The sequence below is a fragment of the Burkholderia cenocepacia genome (genome assembly GCF_014211915.1).
GTDB classification, from domain to species: domain Bacteria; phylum Pseudomonadota; class Gammaproteobacteria; order Burkholderiales; family Burkholderiaceae; genus Burkholderia; species Burkholderia orbicola.
The window spans coordinates 2532491-2550352 of sequence record NZ_CP060040.1; the positions used below are offsets into that span (position 1 = coordinate 2532491).

A 17862-nucleotide genomic window follows, 5' to 3' on the forward strand; every position below is an offset into this window, starting at 1 on the left:
CGTGCGATCAACGAGTGGCAGCAAGCAATGGACGACTCGGATGAGCAGACGATGAACCATTAGCGCGCGAGGTAACCGTGCGCACCGCGTAACGACATGGGTTTGCGCGGGCCGATGCCCTGGCCGCACGCGGGCCATCGACGCCCGGCGTGCTTGTCTGACCCGTTCGGCAAGGGGCGCCCGGACAGCGTGCGCATCCCGTCTGATCGAGGGCATGCGCGACTTCGGGCGAAGCGTGTGTCCCGAAAATGATGCCCGCGCGACGTTGCCTCGTCCGTTTATCTTAAAATTAGGCGACGCTTTGTCCGGCCGGCGTACGTAGTGGTTCGCCCGAACAGCGCATCGAGGTGGTTTCCGGCTGGGCGGAACATCAATTGCGGGCCGGACGTATCGGGAGAACACAAACCATGGATGAATTCTTTGTGCGAGTGATGGTGGCGGACGATCATCCATCGTCCGCGCTCGGGATGTCGCAAGCGCTTGCGGAAAGCAGCACGATCCGGCTGATCGGCACGGTCTCGAATTCGACGGATCTGGTCGCCGCGCTCGACGAGCATCCGAGCGACGTCCTCGTCGTCGACTACGTGATGCCGGGCGGCAAGTATGGCGACGGGCTGTCGTTGCTGTCGTTCCTGCAACGGCGGTTTCCCGCGCTACATCTCGTGACGATCACGATGATCGACAATCCGAGCGTGCTGCGCGCGATCCAGAAGCAGGGCGTCGGTTGCATCCTGAGCAAGTCGGATGCCACGTCGCATCTGGTCGGCGCCGTGCACGCAGCCTATGTCGGCGCCAACTATCTTTCGCCGTTCATCAAGCAGCTGCTGGAAAGCACGGACGTGTTGTCGTCCGCGCGACCGCTGACCACGCGTGAGATCGAGGTGGTGCGGCTCTATTGCTCCGGCTATACGGTCGGCGAAATCGCCGTGCAGCTTCATCGCAGCAAGCAGACGATCAGTTCGCAGAAAACCAGCGCGATGAAGAAGCTCGGCATCGTCCGCGACGCCGACCTGATCCGTTATGCGGACGAAGGCAAGCTGCCGGAAGCGTCGGAGGACGCATAGCGCGGCGGAGGGCGTGGCGCAGGGCCATCGTCGCGCATTGTGCCTGCCGACCCGGATATGTGTCGACGCGGTGCGCGGTGCGGCACATGTCCATGCGGCACGCATTGCGGCGTTGGCCGCCCGATCGTGAAAGCGGTCGCGCGGCGAACGACGATACGTCCCGGAACGGGACCGACGAAATCGAAACGACATGCCCGCAAAACTGAAAAGATTCATCGCACACGCCACGGCGGTGGGCCGCAAGCCGTTCGACCCGGACCGAGTCAGGCGTCAGCAGCAAATCCTGCTGTATGGCGGCGGCGCCGCGGTCACGGTATTCATGCTTGTGTGCGCGGCGCTCGTCGTGCGGCTCGACGTGCAGGACTGCCTTGCGCAGGCGCGTTCGATGTTTCTTCAGCGCGAAGCGCGGTTCAATGCCAATCTCCAGGGGGCCGACCGGTTGCTGATGATCTTCGGCGGCCGGACGGAGCAGTTCTGGAACGAAGGGGCGCGGCCGTCTCCGGAGGCGCTCCAGGCCTTCTCGGCGGCGCATGGCAGGCTGAGCGCGAGCACCGTGGCCGGCGTTGAGCCGTTCCTCGCACTGGCCGAGATCACGGCGGATCGGCCCGCCGAGTCCTATGCACGGTATCTGGGCGCCGTGCTCGGGCAGATCGACACGAGCGCCCCGCATCCGCCGCACATGGTCGATGCCGAGCCGGTGGGCGGCTACCTGATCGGGCTCGATGGCCCGTTCCTCGGCGTGATCGGCGCGGGGTACGTCGAGCGCGCGCGCTTGCTTCCGCCCGATACCGACCTGAACGCATTGATTGCCGCGTTGATGCCGACCGGCGCGTCGAAGCAGAAGCCGGACATGCGCAATCGCACGTTCATGCTCGACCGCCGCTTCGATCCGATAGCCGGGCGGCCCGTCGTGCGGTTCGCGCGGCGGCTGGACGACGCGGCCGGTCGGCCGTTCGGATGGCTCGTCTTCAACGGCCTGTTTCGCCTCGACGACGTCATGTCGCCCCGGTCGGACGATGAGGACGTCGCGGTCGTGGACGCACGCGGCAACATCGTGTTCGGGCGGCAACGCGATCCGGCGATGATCGAGCGCGCGCTGAACGACGCGCGCGAGCCGTTCGGCGAACATGTGGTCGTACGCCGGATCGGCACGCGCTTCATCATCGGCGACCGCCTGCCCGATTCAAGCCTGGTATTGATGACGACCTTCTCGTGGCGCAGTGTGGCGAGTGCGACCGCCGTCGGCGTGAGCACGGCGGCGGGCATCGCGCTGTTCGGCATCGCGCTGCTCTGGTTCACGATCGTCATGTTCGACCGGCGTGCATTGCGTCCCGCGCACCGGCGCGCGATCCGTCTGCTCGAAAGCGAGGCCTTCAACCGGACACTGATCCGCAACGCGCCGGCCGGGCTGCTGCTGCTGTCGGTGGCCGACGGCGACACGATGGTGCGCAACGACGCGGCGCTCGCGTACGAGCGTGGTGCGTCGGGGCTTCCGCTCGGCAAGCGCATCTGGCAGGCATACCGCGAGCGCGCGCTCGCCGGCGACCGGCGCCGCGTGATGCAGCAGGAACTGGCCGTCGAACGCGCGGATCACGGCACGACCTATCTTGCCGCGCATATCGTCCGGACCAAATTCCGCGGCGTCGATGTGCTGCTCTGCACGCTCACCGACATCACGGCCCGCAAGCTCACGGAAGACAAACTGACCGAGGCGCGCGCGGCGGCGGAAGACGCGAACAAGGCAAAATCGACCTTTCTGGCGACGATGAGCCACGAGATCCGCACGCCGCTCAACGCGATCGTCGGCAACCTGGAACTGATGGCGCGCGCCGCGCTGCCGTCGCGGGAGCAGCGTCGCCTGAAGACGATCGCGTCGTCGTCGGATGCACTGCTGCGCGTGATCAACGACGTGCTGGATCTGTCGAAGGCCGAATCGAACCAGATGGTGCTCGAACGGATACCGTTCGACCTGCGCGCGCTGCTGCACGACGTCGCGGCGATTTTCCGGCCGGTTGCGGACGCGAAAGGGCTGCTGCTCGAATGCCGGACCGCGTCCGATCTCGCGGATGGATACGTCGGCGATCCCACGCGGCTGCGTCAGCTCGTGTCGAATCTGGTCAGCAATGCGATCAAGTTCACGAAGCAAGGCGTCGTCGCGATCGATGCGCGGATCGCGGCCGGGCATGCGGGCGCGCGTCGCGTCGAGATCGCGGTGCGCGACACGGGCGTCGGCATTCCCGCGGATGCGTTGCCGACGCTGTTCGACGTCTACATGCAGGCCGATCCGTCCGTGTATCGCCGCTTCGGCGGCACCGGGCTCGGGCTGCCGCTGTGCCGCCGCATCGCGAGGCTGATGCACGGCGAACTGACGGTCGACAGCCGGCCTGGCGACGGAACGACCTTCACGGCCGCGTTGCCGCTGCCCGATGCGCCGTCCGGCTGGCGGAATGCGTATCCGGAAGCGGACGCCGCGTTCGATTCGGACCCGGAGCACGGACCGGGTCGGGATGACGATGCCGTGCCGCTTCGCGTGCTGGTCGCCGAGGATCATCCGGCGAGCCGCGCGCTATTGCGGGATCAGCTCGATGCGCTGGGCTACGACGCGACGATCGTTTCGAACGGCAAGGAAGCGATGCGTGCGTTCTTCGAGCATCCGTTCGACGTCGTGCTGACCGATCTGGGCATGCCGGAACTCGACGGCTTCGCGTTGACGAGATTCCTGCGCGAGCAGGGCGCGAAGGTGCCGGTGATCGCGATGACCGCGCATGCGACCGACGACGATTACCGGCGCTGCGAGCAGGCGGGGGCGGCGGAGGTGGTGCTCAAGCCGCTGTCGATTGCAGCGCTCGATGCGGCGCTGCGGCGGCAGACGGCGCGGGGCCGTGCGGTCGTACCGGACGATACGCGTGCCGATGGTGGCGAGGCCGACAGCCGGCCGGCGATATCGGACGAGATTCGCGTGACGCTGCGTGCGGCGACGGTTCGTTCGCTGGCGGTGATCGGCGATGCGTTGTCGCGTGGAGAAATCGAACCGGTGAAAATCCAGCTGCATTCGATGCGCGGGGGCTTTGCGCTGGCGGGCGACATCGAGGCGCGCGACGCGAGTGCGCACATGGAGCGTGCCGCGAGCGAAGGCGGCATGGAAGCCTTGAAGCGACACTGGCCTGCGTTCCGGAAGACGATCGAGGCTGCACTGGACCGGCTGCTCGAAGCGAACTCACGTCGGTTCGAAGGCGAGACTTAAGCAGGCGTGGTGTGACCCATGCACGAACATGGGCCGATATCGGTCAGCGTGACATATCGAAAGCAGTACGGCCGATTGCACCTCCGGATTCGATGCCCGACCACGCAGGCTTGCTACTGATAGCTCAGCGTGAATGTCGCGCGGGCATTCGCGCTGCCCGGCGTGACTTTCTCCCCGGTTTGCACGTAGCGGGCGCTGAGCGGAATTTTCAGGTTCGCTTGCCCCTGCGCGATCGTGCCCGCATACCATTGGTTGGTGTTGCCGACGGCTGCGGAGTCGGGCCCGAAGCCCAACGGCGTGCCGTTTTTCAGGATCTGGATGCCGACGCCCGATGCCTTCGAGTCCTTGGTCAGGGACAGCGTCGTCGAGGTGTTGCCTGGCATCGTTGTATCGGTGAGCGTCACGTAAGCGTTGGTCGACGTTCCCGCGACACCGCCCGAGCAAGCCAGCGCGATCTCGAACGGGTTCGGAGTGGTCGTCGTGCCGACGCTTTTGAAAAGTGCCATATGTACCGAGGTCATCGGCACCGCCACGGCTGGTGTCGAAACCTTGCAGGTCGGCACCTTGGGCTGGACAACGACAGGCGACGCGAATCGGTGCTCGACGAGAAGCTGTCCGTTGGCGCCGTTCGCGCGGTATTGCGCGAATGCGCCACTCAGCACCCCGCCTGCCGTAATGTTACCGATCTTGATCAGCTCAATTCTGAGCTCGTGTTCGGTGGCAACCCATGGATGCGATGTCCAGTAACCACTCTCCAAATACGGGAATCTCACCGAAGAATAGTTTTCGATAATTCTGATTCCAATATTGGGAATTGAAGTCGGGTAAATATCGTTGCTCTGCACTCCGATTCCCATGGCGTAAGTGCGCGTATAAGAATCGCAGGAGACTAAGCTGGGGTACGGGGAAGAGCTGCTCTTGTTGACGACAGTCGGATACGCACTGTAGGAGTAGATGACACTTCCTACAGCAAACGCACCAGGATCGAACGCGGGCGGATTGAATCCGGAAATATGCGTCACGTAATAGCTCGATCCGTCATTGGTGTACGTCTCGCAGCGAGCCATTGCCGAATCGGGGTGAAGTGATAAGGCGCAGGCGATGACAAACGTAAGCCTGAGTAAGTAATGTCGCATATTGTTGATTCCAATTTCGGTTCGGTGGATGGCTGAACACAAGGGGTATTCAGGTTGATTTTCGCGACGAGCAACGACCACGACCTATATCGCATCTGCCCTGCATACGCCGCCAACCTGCTGGAACCCGTGCGATCGACGTACGCTCGTCTTGACCGGCAGGTCGTAAGCAATGCGGCACACCGAACGCGCATCGTCGCCCCACTTCACCGTCAATTCGCCCTGGTCCTTCAGCCCGCGCACGAAAATCTTGCTCGCCTGGCCGACGACGCCGAGGCTCTTGCCGGTTTCGTCGGTGACTGCCGCGCCGAACGGCAGCGGCGTGCCGTCTGACTTGCGTGCCTGGATCAAGGCGGCGCGCCCGGTATCCGTGTCGAACTTGAGCAGCGGCACGGCGCCGGCGCGCGGCGCGACCTGCTGGCTCGTTTCCTTCAGTTCGACGTCCATCGAGATGCCCTTCGGGTCCAGTTCGACCATGTTCATGTTGTACGGCGTGAGATACGGCACGATCGCATAGCCACGGCTGTCGACCCGCACGCCCGATGCATTCGTGACGCGCGCGCCTTCCGCGCCCTTCGCCTCGACGATGCCGAAAGTCTCCGAAAGCGGTTGCGACAGCGTGATGCCGCCGTGATGCGCGACCGCTGCGCCGCGAATGCCGATCGAACCCTGCTGGTAGGTCGAACTGCCGCCGGCGCTCAGGTTGAGCTCGGCGAAGCGTGCGCGGTACGTGAGGCTGCCGCTGCCGTCGGTGCTCGCGTTGCCCTGGCCGTTCGTATGATTCGCGGCAATGCTGTACGACAGGTCGTTGTCGACGCCGAGCGAGCCCGCCAGCATCGACTGCAGTTGCGTGCGGCCTTGCGTATCGCGCGACACGTTGCCCGTCAGCGTCACCGGGCTGGACTTGCCGAGCGGGATCGTCACGCTGGCGTAATACAGCGTGCTCATGCCGCCGCCGAAGTCGCGCTGGCGCGTCGCCGACAGGCTGTACGAGATGTTGCGGAAAGAGTTGTTGTAGCCGACCGAGTAGTTGACGTCCGAGCCGGGGCGGTTCCAGTAATTCGCGGCCGACGCGGTCAGGCTCAACTGCCCGCCTTTCTCGCCGAGACGCTGGCTGACCATCAGCGACGCGCGATTGCGCTGCCGCCACACGGTATCCACCGAATAGCCGGTGCGGACCGCATCGCGCGCGCTCATCGCGTCGTTGAGATTGAAATAGCCGTTCGTCGAGTAGCGGTACGCGGCGATCGACACATCGGTGCCGGTCGGCGCGACGGACTTCGAGTAGCTGATCCGCAAACTCGAGCCGCTGAAGCGCTTCACGCCGGGGATCGACGTGGTCGCCTGCGTGAAGTCGACGCCGAGCGCGCCGAGTGGCGTGTTGAACGCGCCGCCCAGCATCGCGGACGCATAGCCGGCCGCGACGGTGACGCCGCCATAGCCGGTAATGAGGTTCGTCAGGCCGCGCTGGTAGGTCGCCTGTGCAAATAGCGGATTGCTGGTGTTCTGCTGGCTGCGCAGCGCGCCCGCGACGAAACTGTAGCGCTGGATGCCCGGCCGCAGCGACAGCGGCACGGCCGCGTACGGTACCGAGAACGTGTGCACCGAGCCGTCCGCTTCCGTGACGGATACCTGCAGGTCGCCGCCATAGCCGGTCGGATACAGGTCATTGATTTCGAACGGACCCGGCGAGACTGTTGTCTCGTACAGCGTCACGCCGTTCTGACGGATCGTCACCTTCGCGTTGCTGTTCGCCACGCCGCGCACGACCGGCGCATAGCCACGCAGCGAGTCGGGTAGCATCCGGTCGTCGGTCGACAGCCGCACGCCGCGAAACTGGGTCGAGTCGAACAACTCGCCGGACGTGAACGTTTCGCCGAGCACGAGTTGCGACGACAGCGCCGGCAGATCCCGCTGCATGTAAGTCGAAACGTTCTGATAGCGGCTGCCGCCGCGCTCGGACCACGAGTACGACCCGTTGTGGCGGAAATGCCAGTTGCCGATGTTGACGCCGCCGTTCAGCCCGAGATAACCCTGCGTATCCGCGCTGCTGCCCTTGGTCTTCGAGCTGTAGACGTTCAGGTTGTAGTCGAGCATGCCGACGGGCACGCCGGCATCCCACTGATCCGGGCTGACGTACCCGCGCGCGCGGTGCACGAGCGACGCCTGCGGAATGCTGAGCGTCAGGCGCTGTTCGCTGAAGTCGAACGACGCGCTGGCCTCGGGAACGAGCTGGCCGATACGCCGGCATTCTCCGTCGATCGTGACTGCCCTGACGGTTTCCGAGGGAAGCTTCGTGAAATCGACGCCGATACGGCGCAGCATTTTCTCGTCGAAGCATGGCTGCGCGTCCGGCGTGCCGGGCGTGGCCTTGAATTCGATGTCGAATCGTCCAACCCATTCTTCCCCGACGACGAGATCGACACCGTACGTGCCTGGCGTCGTGAGGTTGCCGCGCTCGAAACGCTTGAGGTCGACCGTCTGGCCGTTGCCGTTGTTCAGGAAGCCCGGATCGAACCGGGCCTGCGCGAATTGCGTCTGCGCGAGGTCGACCTGTGCGGTCTGCATCGTCTCGGGACCGGCGGGCACCGGGTTATCGGTGTCCGCACGGCCGGCGATCGGCCACGCGGCCAGGCTCGACAGCACCAGCGCGTATATCGGCTTGAGCCGTGGCGTGTCGGTCGCATCCGGGCGATCATGTCGGATCGACGAATTCATTCCACAGGACTCCTATTGATATCGGGTTAAGATCGGAAGCAGTGCACTGGGCCGGACTACCCGGTGGGGCGGTCGGCGATTCGGGTGATGTCGAAACCTGGCGGCCGGGCGGTACGCAGGCGCGATTCGCGCGAGCCCGGCGGGGCGTTCTGTTATTGGCCGGAAGGGCGTGCCGGCACCGCGCGCTGCGCGGCGTTACTGCGTCGACACAGGCACTTCGTTATTGGTCGATGCGCCCCAGTCGTTGATGCTGCCGAACTGGACCTTCGCGTTCGCCGCGGGCGGAGCCTTGAGATCCGCGATCGGGAATTCCTGTGTGGTGCCCGGCAGCACGAAGCCCGCGCCGGCGTCGTATTTGTGCCCGTCCGAATGAAGCTGGGCGCTGCCGATGTTGACGACGTAGGGCGTAGGGTTGGTCGCCTTGAGTACGTAATGACCTTCCGTGCCGCGTGCGACCTGCCAGCGGACCTGCATCGGCGCGCCCTGTGCGCTGCCTTGCAGATCCTGCGGCCGGAACATGATCTTGATGCGCGTGCGGAACGCGACCTGAAGCCGATTGCTATCGGCACTCTCCGAGGCCTTCGGCGGGATTTCGAGTACGTTGAGCCAGAACAGCGACTCCTTGTCTGCGGGAAGCGGCTCGTTCGTGTACACCATCCGCAAGGTTTGTCCCTTGTGCGGTTCCATGCGGAACATTGCAGGCGTCAGCGTGAATGGCACGTCGATATTGTCGGGAGAAGCGTTCGCATCGCCCTTGTCGATCCAGGTCTGGACCAGCGCCGGCGTCGGGCCGTCGTTCGTGAGCTTGACGGTGACTTCGCGGTCGTTGCCCGGAAAGATGATTCGGGTTCCCGAGATCACGACGCTCGCGCAAGCTTGCGAAGCGATCAGTACAGTGGACAGTGCGATGGCTTGGAGCGATTGGGTGATGACGTTCATGACGACTCGGATGGATTTCTAATAATTGTTGTCGGGCGGGTAGCCGGGCGGCGTGCGACGCACGCCGCCCGAGCCCCTCGTACAAGCGGGGCCAGGCGTGAGCGCGAGGCTTACTGGTAGACGAGCGAGTACTGGACCTTCGAGTTCGCGGAACCGCCGGTTGCCGCGCCCGTCGCCAGATATTCGGCGAAGAAGTCCAGGTTTGCCGTGCCGTCCGTGCCGATCGACACGACCTGCGAGTTCTGGTCGCTTGCGTTTGCGCCGACCTTGATCGGGCTCTGCTTGTCGTTGAGGATCTGGAGAACGACGTTCTTCGCTTCGGGCGCTTCGGTCGAGCCCTTGTCGAGCGACAGCTTGCCGTCGGCCGTCACGTTCGTCGCGTTTTCGAACGAGACCTGGATCTTCGTCGGGTTACCCTTCGATTCGGCGGTATCCACCGCGCAGCCCGTCAGCTTGAAGCCGAATGCGGTGCGGCCGGCGACCGAGCCTGCCGCGTTCAGCGAGCCCGAGCTGACCGTCGGCATGGCGACCGACTTGTTCGAAGTCGCGCCGGCTGCGGTGCCGTCGATCTTGCAGGTCGACGCGGTGACGTTGCCGGTGAATGTGATCGTGCCGTCTGCCGCGTGGGCGGCGGACGCCAGACCCAGGCCTGCCACTGCCAGAAGCGTCGAGATGAGTTTGGTGCTGGTTGCAAGTTTCATTGTCATGCTCTCAATCGATGGTTGACGTTGTGAAGCGTGCGTGCATCACTTATTGGGTGTATTTAAATGATGTGGCGCGATTCGGTGTCTATTGTCTGGGCTTCATCGATCGGTGGAAATTGGACATGTCTTAATTGGTCTGCTTTTCCTTTGGTACAAGTACTAATTTGAATTTTCTTCCATAGGGAAGAGAACGGTTGCCGTCCGAATTGTTACGGTGATTGTCAATTGGCACGACGAGATCGGAATCCCGGAACCTGGTCTCGCGCAAGATGGTCAGTCGGGGCCCCGGCGGCGATCGGGAGGTCGCGAAATTTGTAAAATCGATCTAACAATCAACGATATAAATACGTATAAAACACAAATTCATGCTTGTACTATGATTCGGGGGCTGGATTATAGAATTCGTCCTATTCCGTGCCGGGCGTGACTCATCGAAAATAACGCCAGTGGAATTGATCTTCCACGCGGAGAATGCTCATTTAAATCAGGCATTCATTATCGCAACGTTATTTTTTGAATAGAGATCATTCGATGAAACTCAGCAAACTCGTTCTGGCTATGAGCATCACCGGCGCACTGTTCGGTATCGCACACACGGCGCAGGCCGACACGACGTCGAAGAAAATCACGCTGACGGCACAGATCAACGACGGCATCTTCGTGTCGAAGCCGGACGGCTCGACCTGGTACGGCACGGAAGAACTCGAAGCCAACGACTACACGCAGACGAAGTTCTCGAAGACGCTGCCGGTTCGTGTGTGGACGAAGAATCCCGACTTCAACATTTCGCTGGCGCAGCCGCTGAAGCTGTCGAGCGGCCACTACGAAATGAAGAACGCGAAGGTCGCGCTGACCAGCCAGGCCGGTGAATCGGAAGTCAAGTTCGGCGCGGTCCAGAAGATCACGCAAACCACCGCGGGCAACGGCGGCTACGACGAAATCCACAACCTGAAGATCAACGTGGAATCGCCCACGCAAGTCGGCGCCGTGAGCACCAACGGCAGCTACAGCGGCGATCTCGTCATGCTGTTCGAGCCGGTCGCGGCTGCTGCACCGGAACCGACCACCAAGTAAGCAGGTTGACGGGAAGCCCGCGTCGGCGGGCTTCCTTTCCTGAGCAGTGCCAAGAAGCCATCGCATGCCGATCCCTCAAAATCCTCCATAGATAACAGCGTGTTCGCCGATCAAGTTCCTTTCCGATTCAACAAGCTGTGGCTGGGTGTACTTCTTTTTGTTTCGTCGAACTCGTTCGCAGAACTTAAGGTATCGTACGGCGTTCCGGAAGGGTTCAGTGCGGCCGAGATGGACGACACCGCGAATTACGTGGCGACGTTCAATGGGCGGACGCTCCCGGGTTTCATCAGCTATTCTCAGGCGGATGGCGCCCTGACGTTCGACGCGAGCAAATATGAAGAAAACGGCATTTCGCCGGAGGATATCGGCACTTTAAAGAGCGTCGTTTCGCAACTGGACTACAAGCGTTGCAGCAAAGGTTGCGACCTCGAGATCGGCGGTTACTACGTTACCGTCGACAAGATGAAGCGATCGATTTCGATCCGCGATACGCGCGACGACTATGTCGCGCCGCCGACGAACCTGGGCATCGTCAACAATCAGTCGCTGGACCTGCGCGCCGCGTCCGACGGCTATCGGGCGGCGAACGTCAACGGCAATACCTGGGTCGGTCTCCCGTCGCAGAGCTTCGGCTACGTGAGCTGGTATGCGAACCAGACCGAGTCGCGCAACAACAGCAGCAGTACGCGCGGCGTATCGTCGTATTACCTGCAGAAGAACTTCTCCAGCACGTACGTGCGGGCGGGCAAGCAGAACAACATCGACTATGCGTCGGGCACGGTCGGCACGCTGCTTTCGCCGAGTTTCGATCAGTTCGTCACGATCGGCAGCCAGACGCATTTGCAGGTCAACAACAATGCGGGTTCGCTGATTCTGTATGCGACCGCCGAAGGGAATTACGAGTTTTACCGCAACGGCCGGCTGATCATGAAGCGGCCGGCGGCGATCGGCCGTAACGAAATCAACTTCGCCGATCTGCCGGGCGGCTACTACTCGATGGAAGTGCGCCTCGTCGACCGCAACGGCAACGTGATTACCCGCGAAAACCGCGAAATCAACAACCTCAATTTCGGGGCGACGGGTGGCGGCAATTCGTGGCACGTGACGGCCGGCAAGGACATGGGCGAAGGCGGGTTTCTGGTCGAGGCCGGGCTGAGCCGGAACCTGAAACAGTTCTATCTGAACGCGTCGATGCTCGCCGGGCACAACGGCAAATGGGCGGCCGAAGTCAACGTGACACGCCCGACGCAAATCGCCGGCATCGAGGTCACGCCCACGCTCGGGGTGCTGAGCGGCGAACGTGGCGCCGGCGGTTACGTGAACCTCTCGATGGCGAGCGAAGCGCTCGGCAGCCTGACGGTGAGCCGTTACCAGAACACCGACGTGTCGCGTTTCTATCAGGGGCAGCCGAGCACGTCCGCGAGCTACAGCCGCAACATTCGCGGCGCGACGTTCGGCTACAACTACCAGCAGTCGAATTTCGGCGCGTCACATCAGGCGGAAGTGCGCTGGAACTATCGGCCGAACGGTCTGTGGTCGACCTTCGCGCTGGGTGTGCAGAAGGGCGGCTTCCAGAGCGGCAGCCGCGGGTATGGCGTGTACTTCAACATGACCATGATGCTGGACAAGGTGCAGGCAAGCTTCAGTGCCGCGCATTCAGGCGGGCAGACGCAATTGAGTGGCGATGTCCGCAAGGATTTCCAGGATAACTTCGGCACGTCGACCATCGGGCTGAACGCCAATCGCGTTGGCAACGAATACAGCGTCAATGTTTATGGCAGCCGGTCCGGCACGCGCGGCGACGCGTCGCTGAACCTCGGCCATAGCAGCGTGGGCAGCAACGTGGACTTCAACTACCGCGGCATGGTCGCGGCGAACAAGGACGGCGTCGCGTTCGGGCGCTACAGCTCGAGCGGCAGCGCGATGCTGCTGAAGACGCCGAATATCGACGGCATGAAGTACGGCTTCAACGTGGAAGGCAACCCGGTGGCCGGCAACAGCACCTATGCGGTGCCGCTCAACGCATACAGCGATGTGCCGTTCGCACGTGTGCTGAGCAGCAGCCAGGATCTCGACATGAACATCGAGGTGCCGGCCAACATCGTCCGTGCGCATCCAGGGCAGGTGTATTCGGCGAAGGCGCGGGTCGATATCAACATGATTTACAGCGGTTTCCTGACGGATGCCGATGGCAAGCCCGTGAGCGGGAAGGTGGCCGAAACCGGCGATACGGTCCATCGAAACGGGCTGTTCTCGGTCGTCACCAAGAAGATGCTGCGGCGGATCACCGTCGAGCAGGACGACCGCCGGTACAGCTGCGACCTGAAGGACGCAAAGGGCAGCTATTTCCGCTGCGAAGTGGCGGCGGACGCGAATACAGGAGAGGCAACGAAATGAACATCAAATGGCGAACCATGCTTCCCGCGCTGTGCGGGTTGTGGATGGCGACGGCGCAACCGGCCCATGCGGAGGGCGAACTGATGGTGCTGCCTGCTACGACCAAGCTGTTCAACGCGCACGAGCAGAAGGTGACGGTGAAGAACATGGGGGACGCGCCGCTCTATCTGAACGTCTCGGTGCTGAAGGTCACCAACCCGGGCATGACGCCGGAAAAGAAGGTCGAACTGGGCGACCTCGAGCGCCCCGGCATGCTGGCGAGCCCCGACAAGGTGACGCTCGGCCCGGGCCAGACGCGCGCGATCGTCCTGAAATCGCTCGCGGAGCCGGAGCAGGAAGCGCTGTACCGGCTGTATATCGTGCCGGTGCGGTCGTTCAAGGTCGACGATGCGCCGCAAGACAAGATCACTGCGCCGATGTCGGTCGCGATCGGCTACGGCGTACTGGTCCGGCACATGCCGCCGCCGGGCAAGCAGCGCGCGGGCTGGACCCATCGTTGCGAGCGCGGCGGGGTGACGCTGGAGAACACGGGGAATATCCGTGAGATCTTCAACGACGTGACGGTCGACAAGGCCACGCCCGCGCAGACCATCGGCGTGTTTCCCGGCACGCCGCAGCATTTCGCGACCAAGCGCTTGTCGCTGCGTATCGACGACAAGCCGATGACGCTGGAATGTCCGTGATGAAGCATATGCGGCGCTGGGTGCTCGGTGTGCTGGCGGTGTTTTGCTGCACGAGCAGTATGGCGGCGGGCATTTTGAAATTGTCGCGCACTGAACTGACGTTGGCGCCAGACAAGCCGGTGCCCGAGCTGTGGGCTGAAAACGTCGGGGATACCCCGTTGTATCTCGACGTGACGCAGCGGCTGCTGGCGAACCCGGGCGAAATACCGGAGCGACTGGTGCCTGTAGAGGTGGTGGATCATCCGGGATTGTTGGTTCTTCCCGGGCGACTCACCCTGGCGCCAGGGCAGAAATACAAGATGGTGTTGAAGGAACTGGACGTGTCGATGCAGCCACAAGTGTGGCGCGTGACCTTTCGTCCGCGGGAACATATCGTCGTCGAAGCGGGGCAGGAGGGGAAAGCATCTTCGCCGCTGTTTGTCAGCGTGGGGTATGGGGTCGTGATTTATCAGCGAGCTAGTATCAGGTAGCGATGGCATTGCAACATATATTTTCAATCGTAAACGACATTTGACTGAATTTGGATTGACGAATGGAGAGTGTGCGTTCTGATGCCATTGATCGACGATCGGTCGGCATGGAGGGGAAATGAGGTTAAAGTGCTTGTGTGTGCCAGGTTTTTATCGGGAATTTTTTAAGTTAATAACTGTGATTTTGATTGCGGTTTATTCGAATTCATCGTTTGCTTGGAAGGTTTGGAATGCAACCGGTTGTACGTGGACGCCACTCAGTGATGCCATTATGCTTGATTTTACGGTGTCCGTTGGGAATACGTCTACTCATGAGGATATTGATGGCTCAAAGGCATTGGTGATATATCGATATACCAAAAGCGGTACTCTTGATGCGGTTGATGGGGAAACGACTACGGCAGTAGAAAAAAGTGGTCCATACCCCGGAGAAAATCATTTCAGGGATTATCGGACGATATTTTATACTGGGCCGAATGGCTCCAATTTTTGGAAAATATCTGATCTGAATCAGGTAATTGATTATCGGGTGGTTGTGAATAAGAAAGAAATTAAGGATTGGCCTGCGATTGGTGTGCAAATAGGGCGCATTTATTTCAAGGACAACTACCCCCTTTCGACTCGTGAAGTGGTTTACATAACTGAAGAAAATATTGGTGGAGTTGGTAGTTGCACGTTATTTAAGGATCAAACGGTGAAGCCGCCGCCGCCGCCCATTTCGCTTAACGTCAATGCGCCGGACTGGAATCTGGGTGAGTTATATCAAGGCGAAAATATCAAGAAATTCTCCAGTGTGAAAGAGCAGCTTTGCTTTACTTACACTGGCACGGCAGTCAGCGAAAAATCGTTCATCATCAATGCAAGCAACGTTAATGGTATCGCCAGTAACACGTACCGGCTCAGGAATCTGAATGACTCGTCGCAGCTCGTGCCATACAGTGTGACCCTGGATAGCGGCTCATCAACCGTATCGCTGCCGAACATGAGCAATGCAGCGCTATCGCTCGACAGTTCGGGCAAGACTTGCTTCGTGCCGACATTCAAGGCTTCGGTCGGATCGAGTGTGAAGGAAGGGAATTACAGTGATGTCCTGACGTTCACTGTCGTCACCAAATCGTAGGAGATCCAGTGAAAACGTCCACAATCTGTAGCGGGCTGATCGCGCTGCTGTGCATGCCGGCCATTGCGTTGTCACAGACCGTGAACCTCTCCGGCAAAACGCAGAGCAAGGTTACTGCGCATGTGACGAAGCGCGACGTGCTGACCGTGACCGACGACAAGGGCGGCTGGTTCGAGCGTGGCCTGGAAATGCAGCAGGTCGGCGACTGGACCACTCCGTATGAAGTACAGGCTCGTTTGAAAGTCATATCGACGAGCGGCAAGTTCCAGGTCCGCATGGACGAACCGCTGACGATCCGCAACCAGGCCAAGCCGACCCAGGTGTTCAGGTCGCCGAAGGTCAGCCTCGGCAATGAAGGCGGCGACCCGAAGACGCTGTCGGTCGGCAAGAACACGCAATTCCAGAATCCCGCGCCGCCTGTCGCCGGCAAGGACTCGGAAGGTTTCTACAATCTGTCGATCGCTGCCTATCCACCGGATGGCGATTTCAGGAGCACCGCCGGTACTTACAGCGGCGTGCTGTCGATGACATTCGAACCGGTGGTCAAGGCGCCATGATGCGGTACTCCCATCTTCCATTCGTGACGCAGCCGCTGTTGGCGAGCCTTGGCGAAATACCGGAGCGACTGGTGCCTGTAGAGGTGGTGGACCATCCGGGGCTGTTGGTTCTGCCTGGGCGGCTCACGCTGGCGCCGGGGCAAAAATACAGGATGGTGTTGAAGGAACTGGACGTGTCGATGCAGTCACAAGTGTGGCGCGTGACCTTTCGTCTGCGGGAACATATCGTCATCGAGCAATGACATTGCACGATGTATTCGCTCTCGGGAGAGTACGCGTTCTGACGCTGTTGATCAGCAATTGGTCGGTGTGTGGGGATGATGCTAAAGTACTTGTCAAGTTGCTTTGTTGGGAATTTTATTAAGTTGGCAATTTCAATTTCGATTGCCGCTTATTCGAATTCGTCGTTTGCTTGGGAGGTTAGAAATGTAACTCAGTGTATATGGACGCCAGGCGAGAATAGTATCACACTCAATTTCAGGGCGTATCTTTATCCAACTCCTTTTGTTGATGAGGATGTTGACGGCTCAAAGGCGCTTGTGGTGTATCGATATAACAAAGACGGTAAGCCTGGAGCTGTTAATGGTGCGTCGACTACGGCAATAGAAACAAAATATGGATATCGCGGAAAGGTCCATGATATTGGTTATCGGACGGTGTTTTATACTGAGCGTTCGGATGGTAACGCATGGGCAATATCTCAATATAGTGAAGCGGTAGACTATCAGGTAGTTGTGAGTAAGAATGAGATTCGAGAGTGGCCTGCTATTGGGGTGCAAATGGGGCGGTATTATTTCTCCAACGGCGCTCTGTCACGCGCTGACTTGGTTTATATAACGGAAGAAAATATTGGCCAAGCTGGTGCTTGCAAAGTTTTTAAAAATGAGACGGTGCCGCCGCCGCCGCCGCCCATTTCGATCGCCGTCAATGCGCCTGACTGGAACTTGGGTGAATTGGAGCAGGGCGAAAATATCAAGAAATTCTCCAATGCGGCTGAGCAGCTTTGCTTCACTTATACCGGCACAGCGGTCAGCGGAAAATCGTTCATCATCAATGCAAGCAACGTTAATGGTATCGCCAGTAACACGTACCGGCTCAGGAACCTGAATGATGCGTCGCAGCTCGTGCCGTACAGCGTGACCCTGGATAGCGGCTCCTCAACCGTATCGCTGCCGAACATGAGCAATGCAGCGCTATCGCTCGACAGTTCGGGTAAGACCTGTTTTATGCCGACCTTCAAGGCTTCGGTCGGCTCGAGTGTGAAAGGAGGGGATTACAGTGATGTCCTGACGTTCACTGTCGTCAACAAATCGTAGGAGATCCAGTGAAAACGTCCACAATCTGTAGCGGGCTGATCGCGCTGCTGTTCATGCCGACCATTGCGTTATCACAGACCGTAAATCTCTCCTGCAAGACGCAGAGCAAGATCACTGCGCATGTGACGAAGCGTGACGTGCTGACCGTGACCGACGACAAGGGCGGCTGGTTCGAGCGTGGCCTGGAAATGCAGCAGGACTGGGAAGGTTTCTACAATCTGTCGATCGCTGTTTATCCACCGGATGGCGATTTCAGGAGCACCGCCGGTACTTACAGCGGCGTGCTGTCGATGACATTCGAACCGTTGGACAAGGTGCCTTGACGCGGTACTCCCGTCTTCCATCGCACGGTCGAGCACATTCGACTCAAGCCGTTTCGTACGGCTCCATGCCATGCTGAGGCAACAGGCCGACGTTGTCAGATAGCAGCAGTGAGGCGG

Annotated in this window: 15 protein-coding genes; 11 read left to right on the top strand and 4 right to left on the bottom strand. The window is 60.6% G+C overall.

From position 1 onward, the window contains the following. The first annotated feature begins 407 nt into the window (after positions 1 to 407). Positions 408 to 1064, top strand: a complete 657-nt coding sequence (locus tag SY91_RS27735) for a response regulator transcription factor (RefSeq protein WP_023476986.1) — start codon at positions 408 to 410, stop codon at positions 1062 to 1064. Between the two features lie 190 nt (positions 1065 to 1254). Beyond that, a complete protein-coding gene (locus SY91_RS27740) occupies positions 1255 to 4308 on the top strand; it encodes an ATP-binding protein (RefSeq protein ID WP_023476984.1) in 3054 nt (1017 codons plus the stop codon). Between the two features lie 113 nt (positions 4309 to 4421). Here SY91_RS27740 and SY91_RS27745 read toward each other — a convergent pair whose 3' ends face one another. The 4 genes from SY91_RS27745 to SY91_RS27760 all read right to left on the bottom strand — a co-directional run bounded on the left by SY91_RS27745 (position 4422) and on the right by SY91_RS27760 (position 9808). Further along, positions 4422 to 5330, bottom strand: a complete 909-nt coding sequence (locus tag SY91_RS27745; RefSeq protein ID WP_260632460.1) for a fimbrial protein — start codon at positions 5328 to 5330, stop codon at positions 4422 to 4424. A 198-nt stretch (positions 5331 to 5528) separates the two neighbouring features. After that, positions 5529 to 8162, bottom strand: coding sequence for a fimbria/pilus outer membrane usher protein (locus SY91_RS27750; RefSeq protein WP_023476981.1), 2634 nt, complete (start codon positions 8160 to 8162; stop codon positions 5529 to 5531). A 195-nt stretch (positions 8163 to 8357) separates the two neighbouring features. Beyond that, complete coding sequence (locus SY91_RS27755) at positions 8358 to 9101, bottom strand: molecular chaperone (protein WP_043887994.1); 744 nt, start codon at positions 9099 to 9101, stop codon at positions 8358 to 8360. A 110-nt stretch (positions 9102 to 9211) separates the two neighbouring features. Further along, on the bottom strand, positions 9212 to 9808 hold the full coding sequence (locus tag SY91_RS27760) for a fimbrial protein (protein WP_023476979.1): 597 nt from the start codon (positions 9806 to 9808) through the stop codon (positions 9212 to 9214). A gap of 528 nt (positions 9809 to 10336) precedes the next feature. On the opposite strand from SY91_RS27760, the gene SY91_RS27765 reads away from it, so the two are divergent. The 9 genes from SY91_RS27765 to SY91_RS27805 all read left to right on the top strand — a co-directional run bounded on the left by SY91_RS27765 (position 10337) and on the right by SY91_RS27805 (position 17745). Next, positions 10337 to 10879 carry a hypothetical protein gene (locus SY91_RS27765; protein ID WP_043887990.1) on the top strand — a complete coding sequence of 181 codons (543 nt, stop codon included), beginning with the start codon at positions 10337 to 10339 and terminating at the stop codon, positions 10877 to 10879. 228 nt (positions 10880 to 11107) lie between these two features. Beyond that, a complete protein-coding gene (locus SY91_RS27770) occupies positions 11108 to 13276 on the top strand; it encodes a TcfC E-set like domain-containing protein (protein WP_043887988.1) in 2169 nt (722 codons plus the stop codon). Beyond that, entirely contained in the window at positions 13273 to 13959 is a 687-nt protein-coding gene (locus tag SY91_RS27775; protein WP_023476976.1) for a hypothetical protein, read from the top strand. Before SY91_RS27770 ends, SY91_RS27775 begins: the two co-directional genes overlap by 4 nt. Then, entirely contained in the window at positions 13950 to 14429 is a 480-nt protein-coding gene (locus SY91_RS27780; protein WP_124478451.1) for a hypothetical protein, read from the top strand. Before SY91_RS27775 ends, SY91_RS27780 begins: the two co-directional genes overlap by 10 nt. Before the next feature lie 139 nt (positions 14430 to 14568). Continuing rightward, positions 14569 to 15549, top strand: coding sequence for a hypothetical protein (locus SY91_RS27785; protein ID WP_124592500.1), 981 nt, complete (start codon positions 14569 to 14571; stop codon positions 15547 to 15549). An 8-nt stretch (positions 15550 to 15557) separates the two neighbouring features. Beyond that, positions 15558 to 16106 carry a hypothetical protein gene (locus SY91_RS27790; RefSeq protein ID WP_023476974.1) on the top strand — a complete coding sequence of 183 codons (549 nt, stop codon included), beginning with the start codon at positions 15558 to 15560 and terminating at the stop codon, positions 16104 to 16106. Between the two features lie 23 nt (positions 16107 to 16129). Further along, entirely contained in the window at positions 16130 to 16348 is a 219-nt protein-coding gene (locus SY91_RS27795) for a hypothetical protein (protein WP_185921242.1), read from the top strand. Between the two features lie 75 nt (positions 16349 to 16423). Then, complete coding sequence (locus SY91_RS27800) at positions 16424 to 17422, top strand: hypothetical protein (RefSeq protein WP_185921243.1); 999 nt, start codon at positions 16424 to 16426, stop codon at positions 17420 to 17422. Positions 17423 to 17430: 8 nt separating this feature from the next. Further along, on the top strand, positions 17431 to 17745 hold the full coding sequence (locus SY91_RS27805; protein WP_023476972.1) for a hypothetical protein: 315 nt from the start codon (positions 17431 to 17433) through the stop codon (positions 17743 to 17745). The last annotated feature ends 117 nt before the right edge of the window (positions 17746 to 17862 follow it).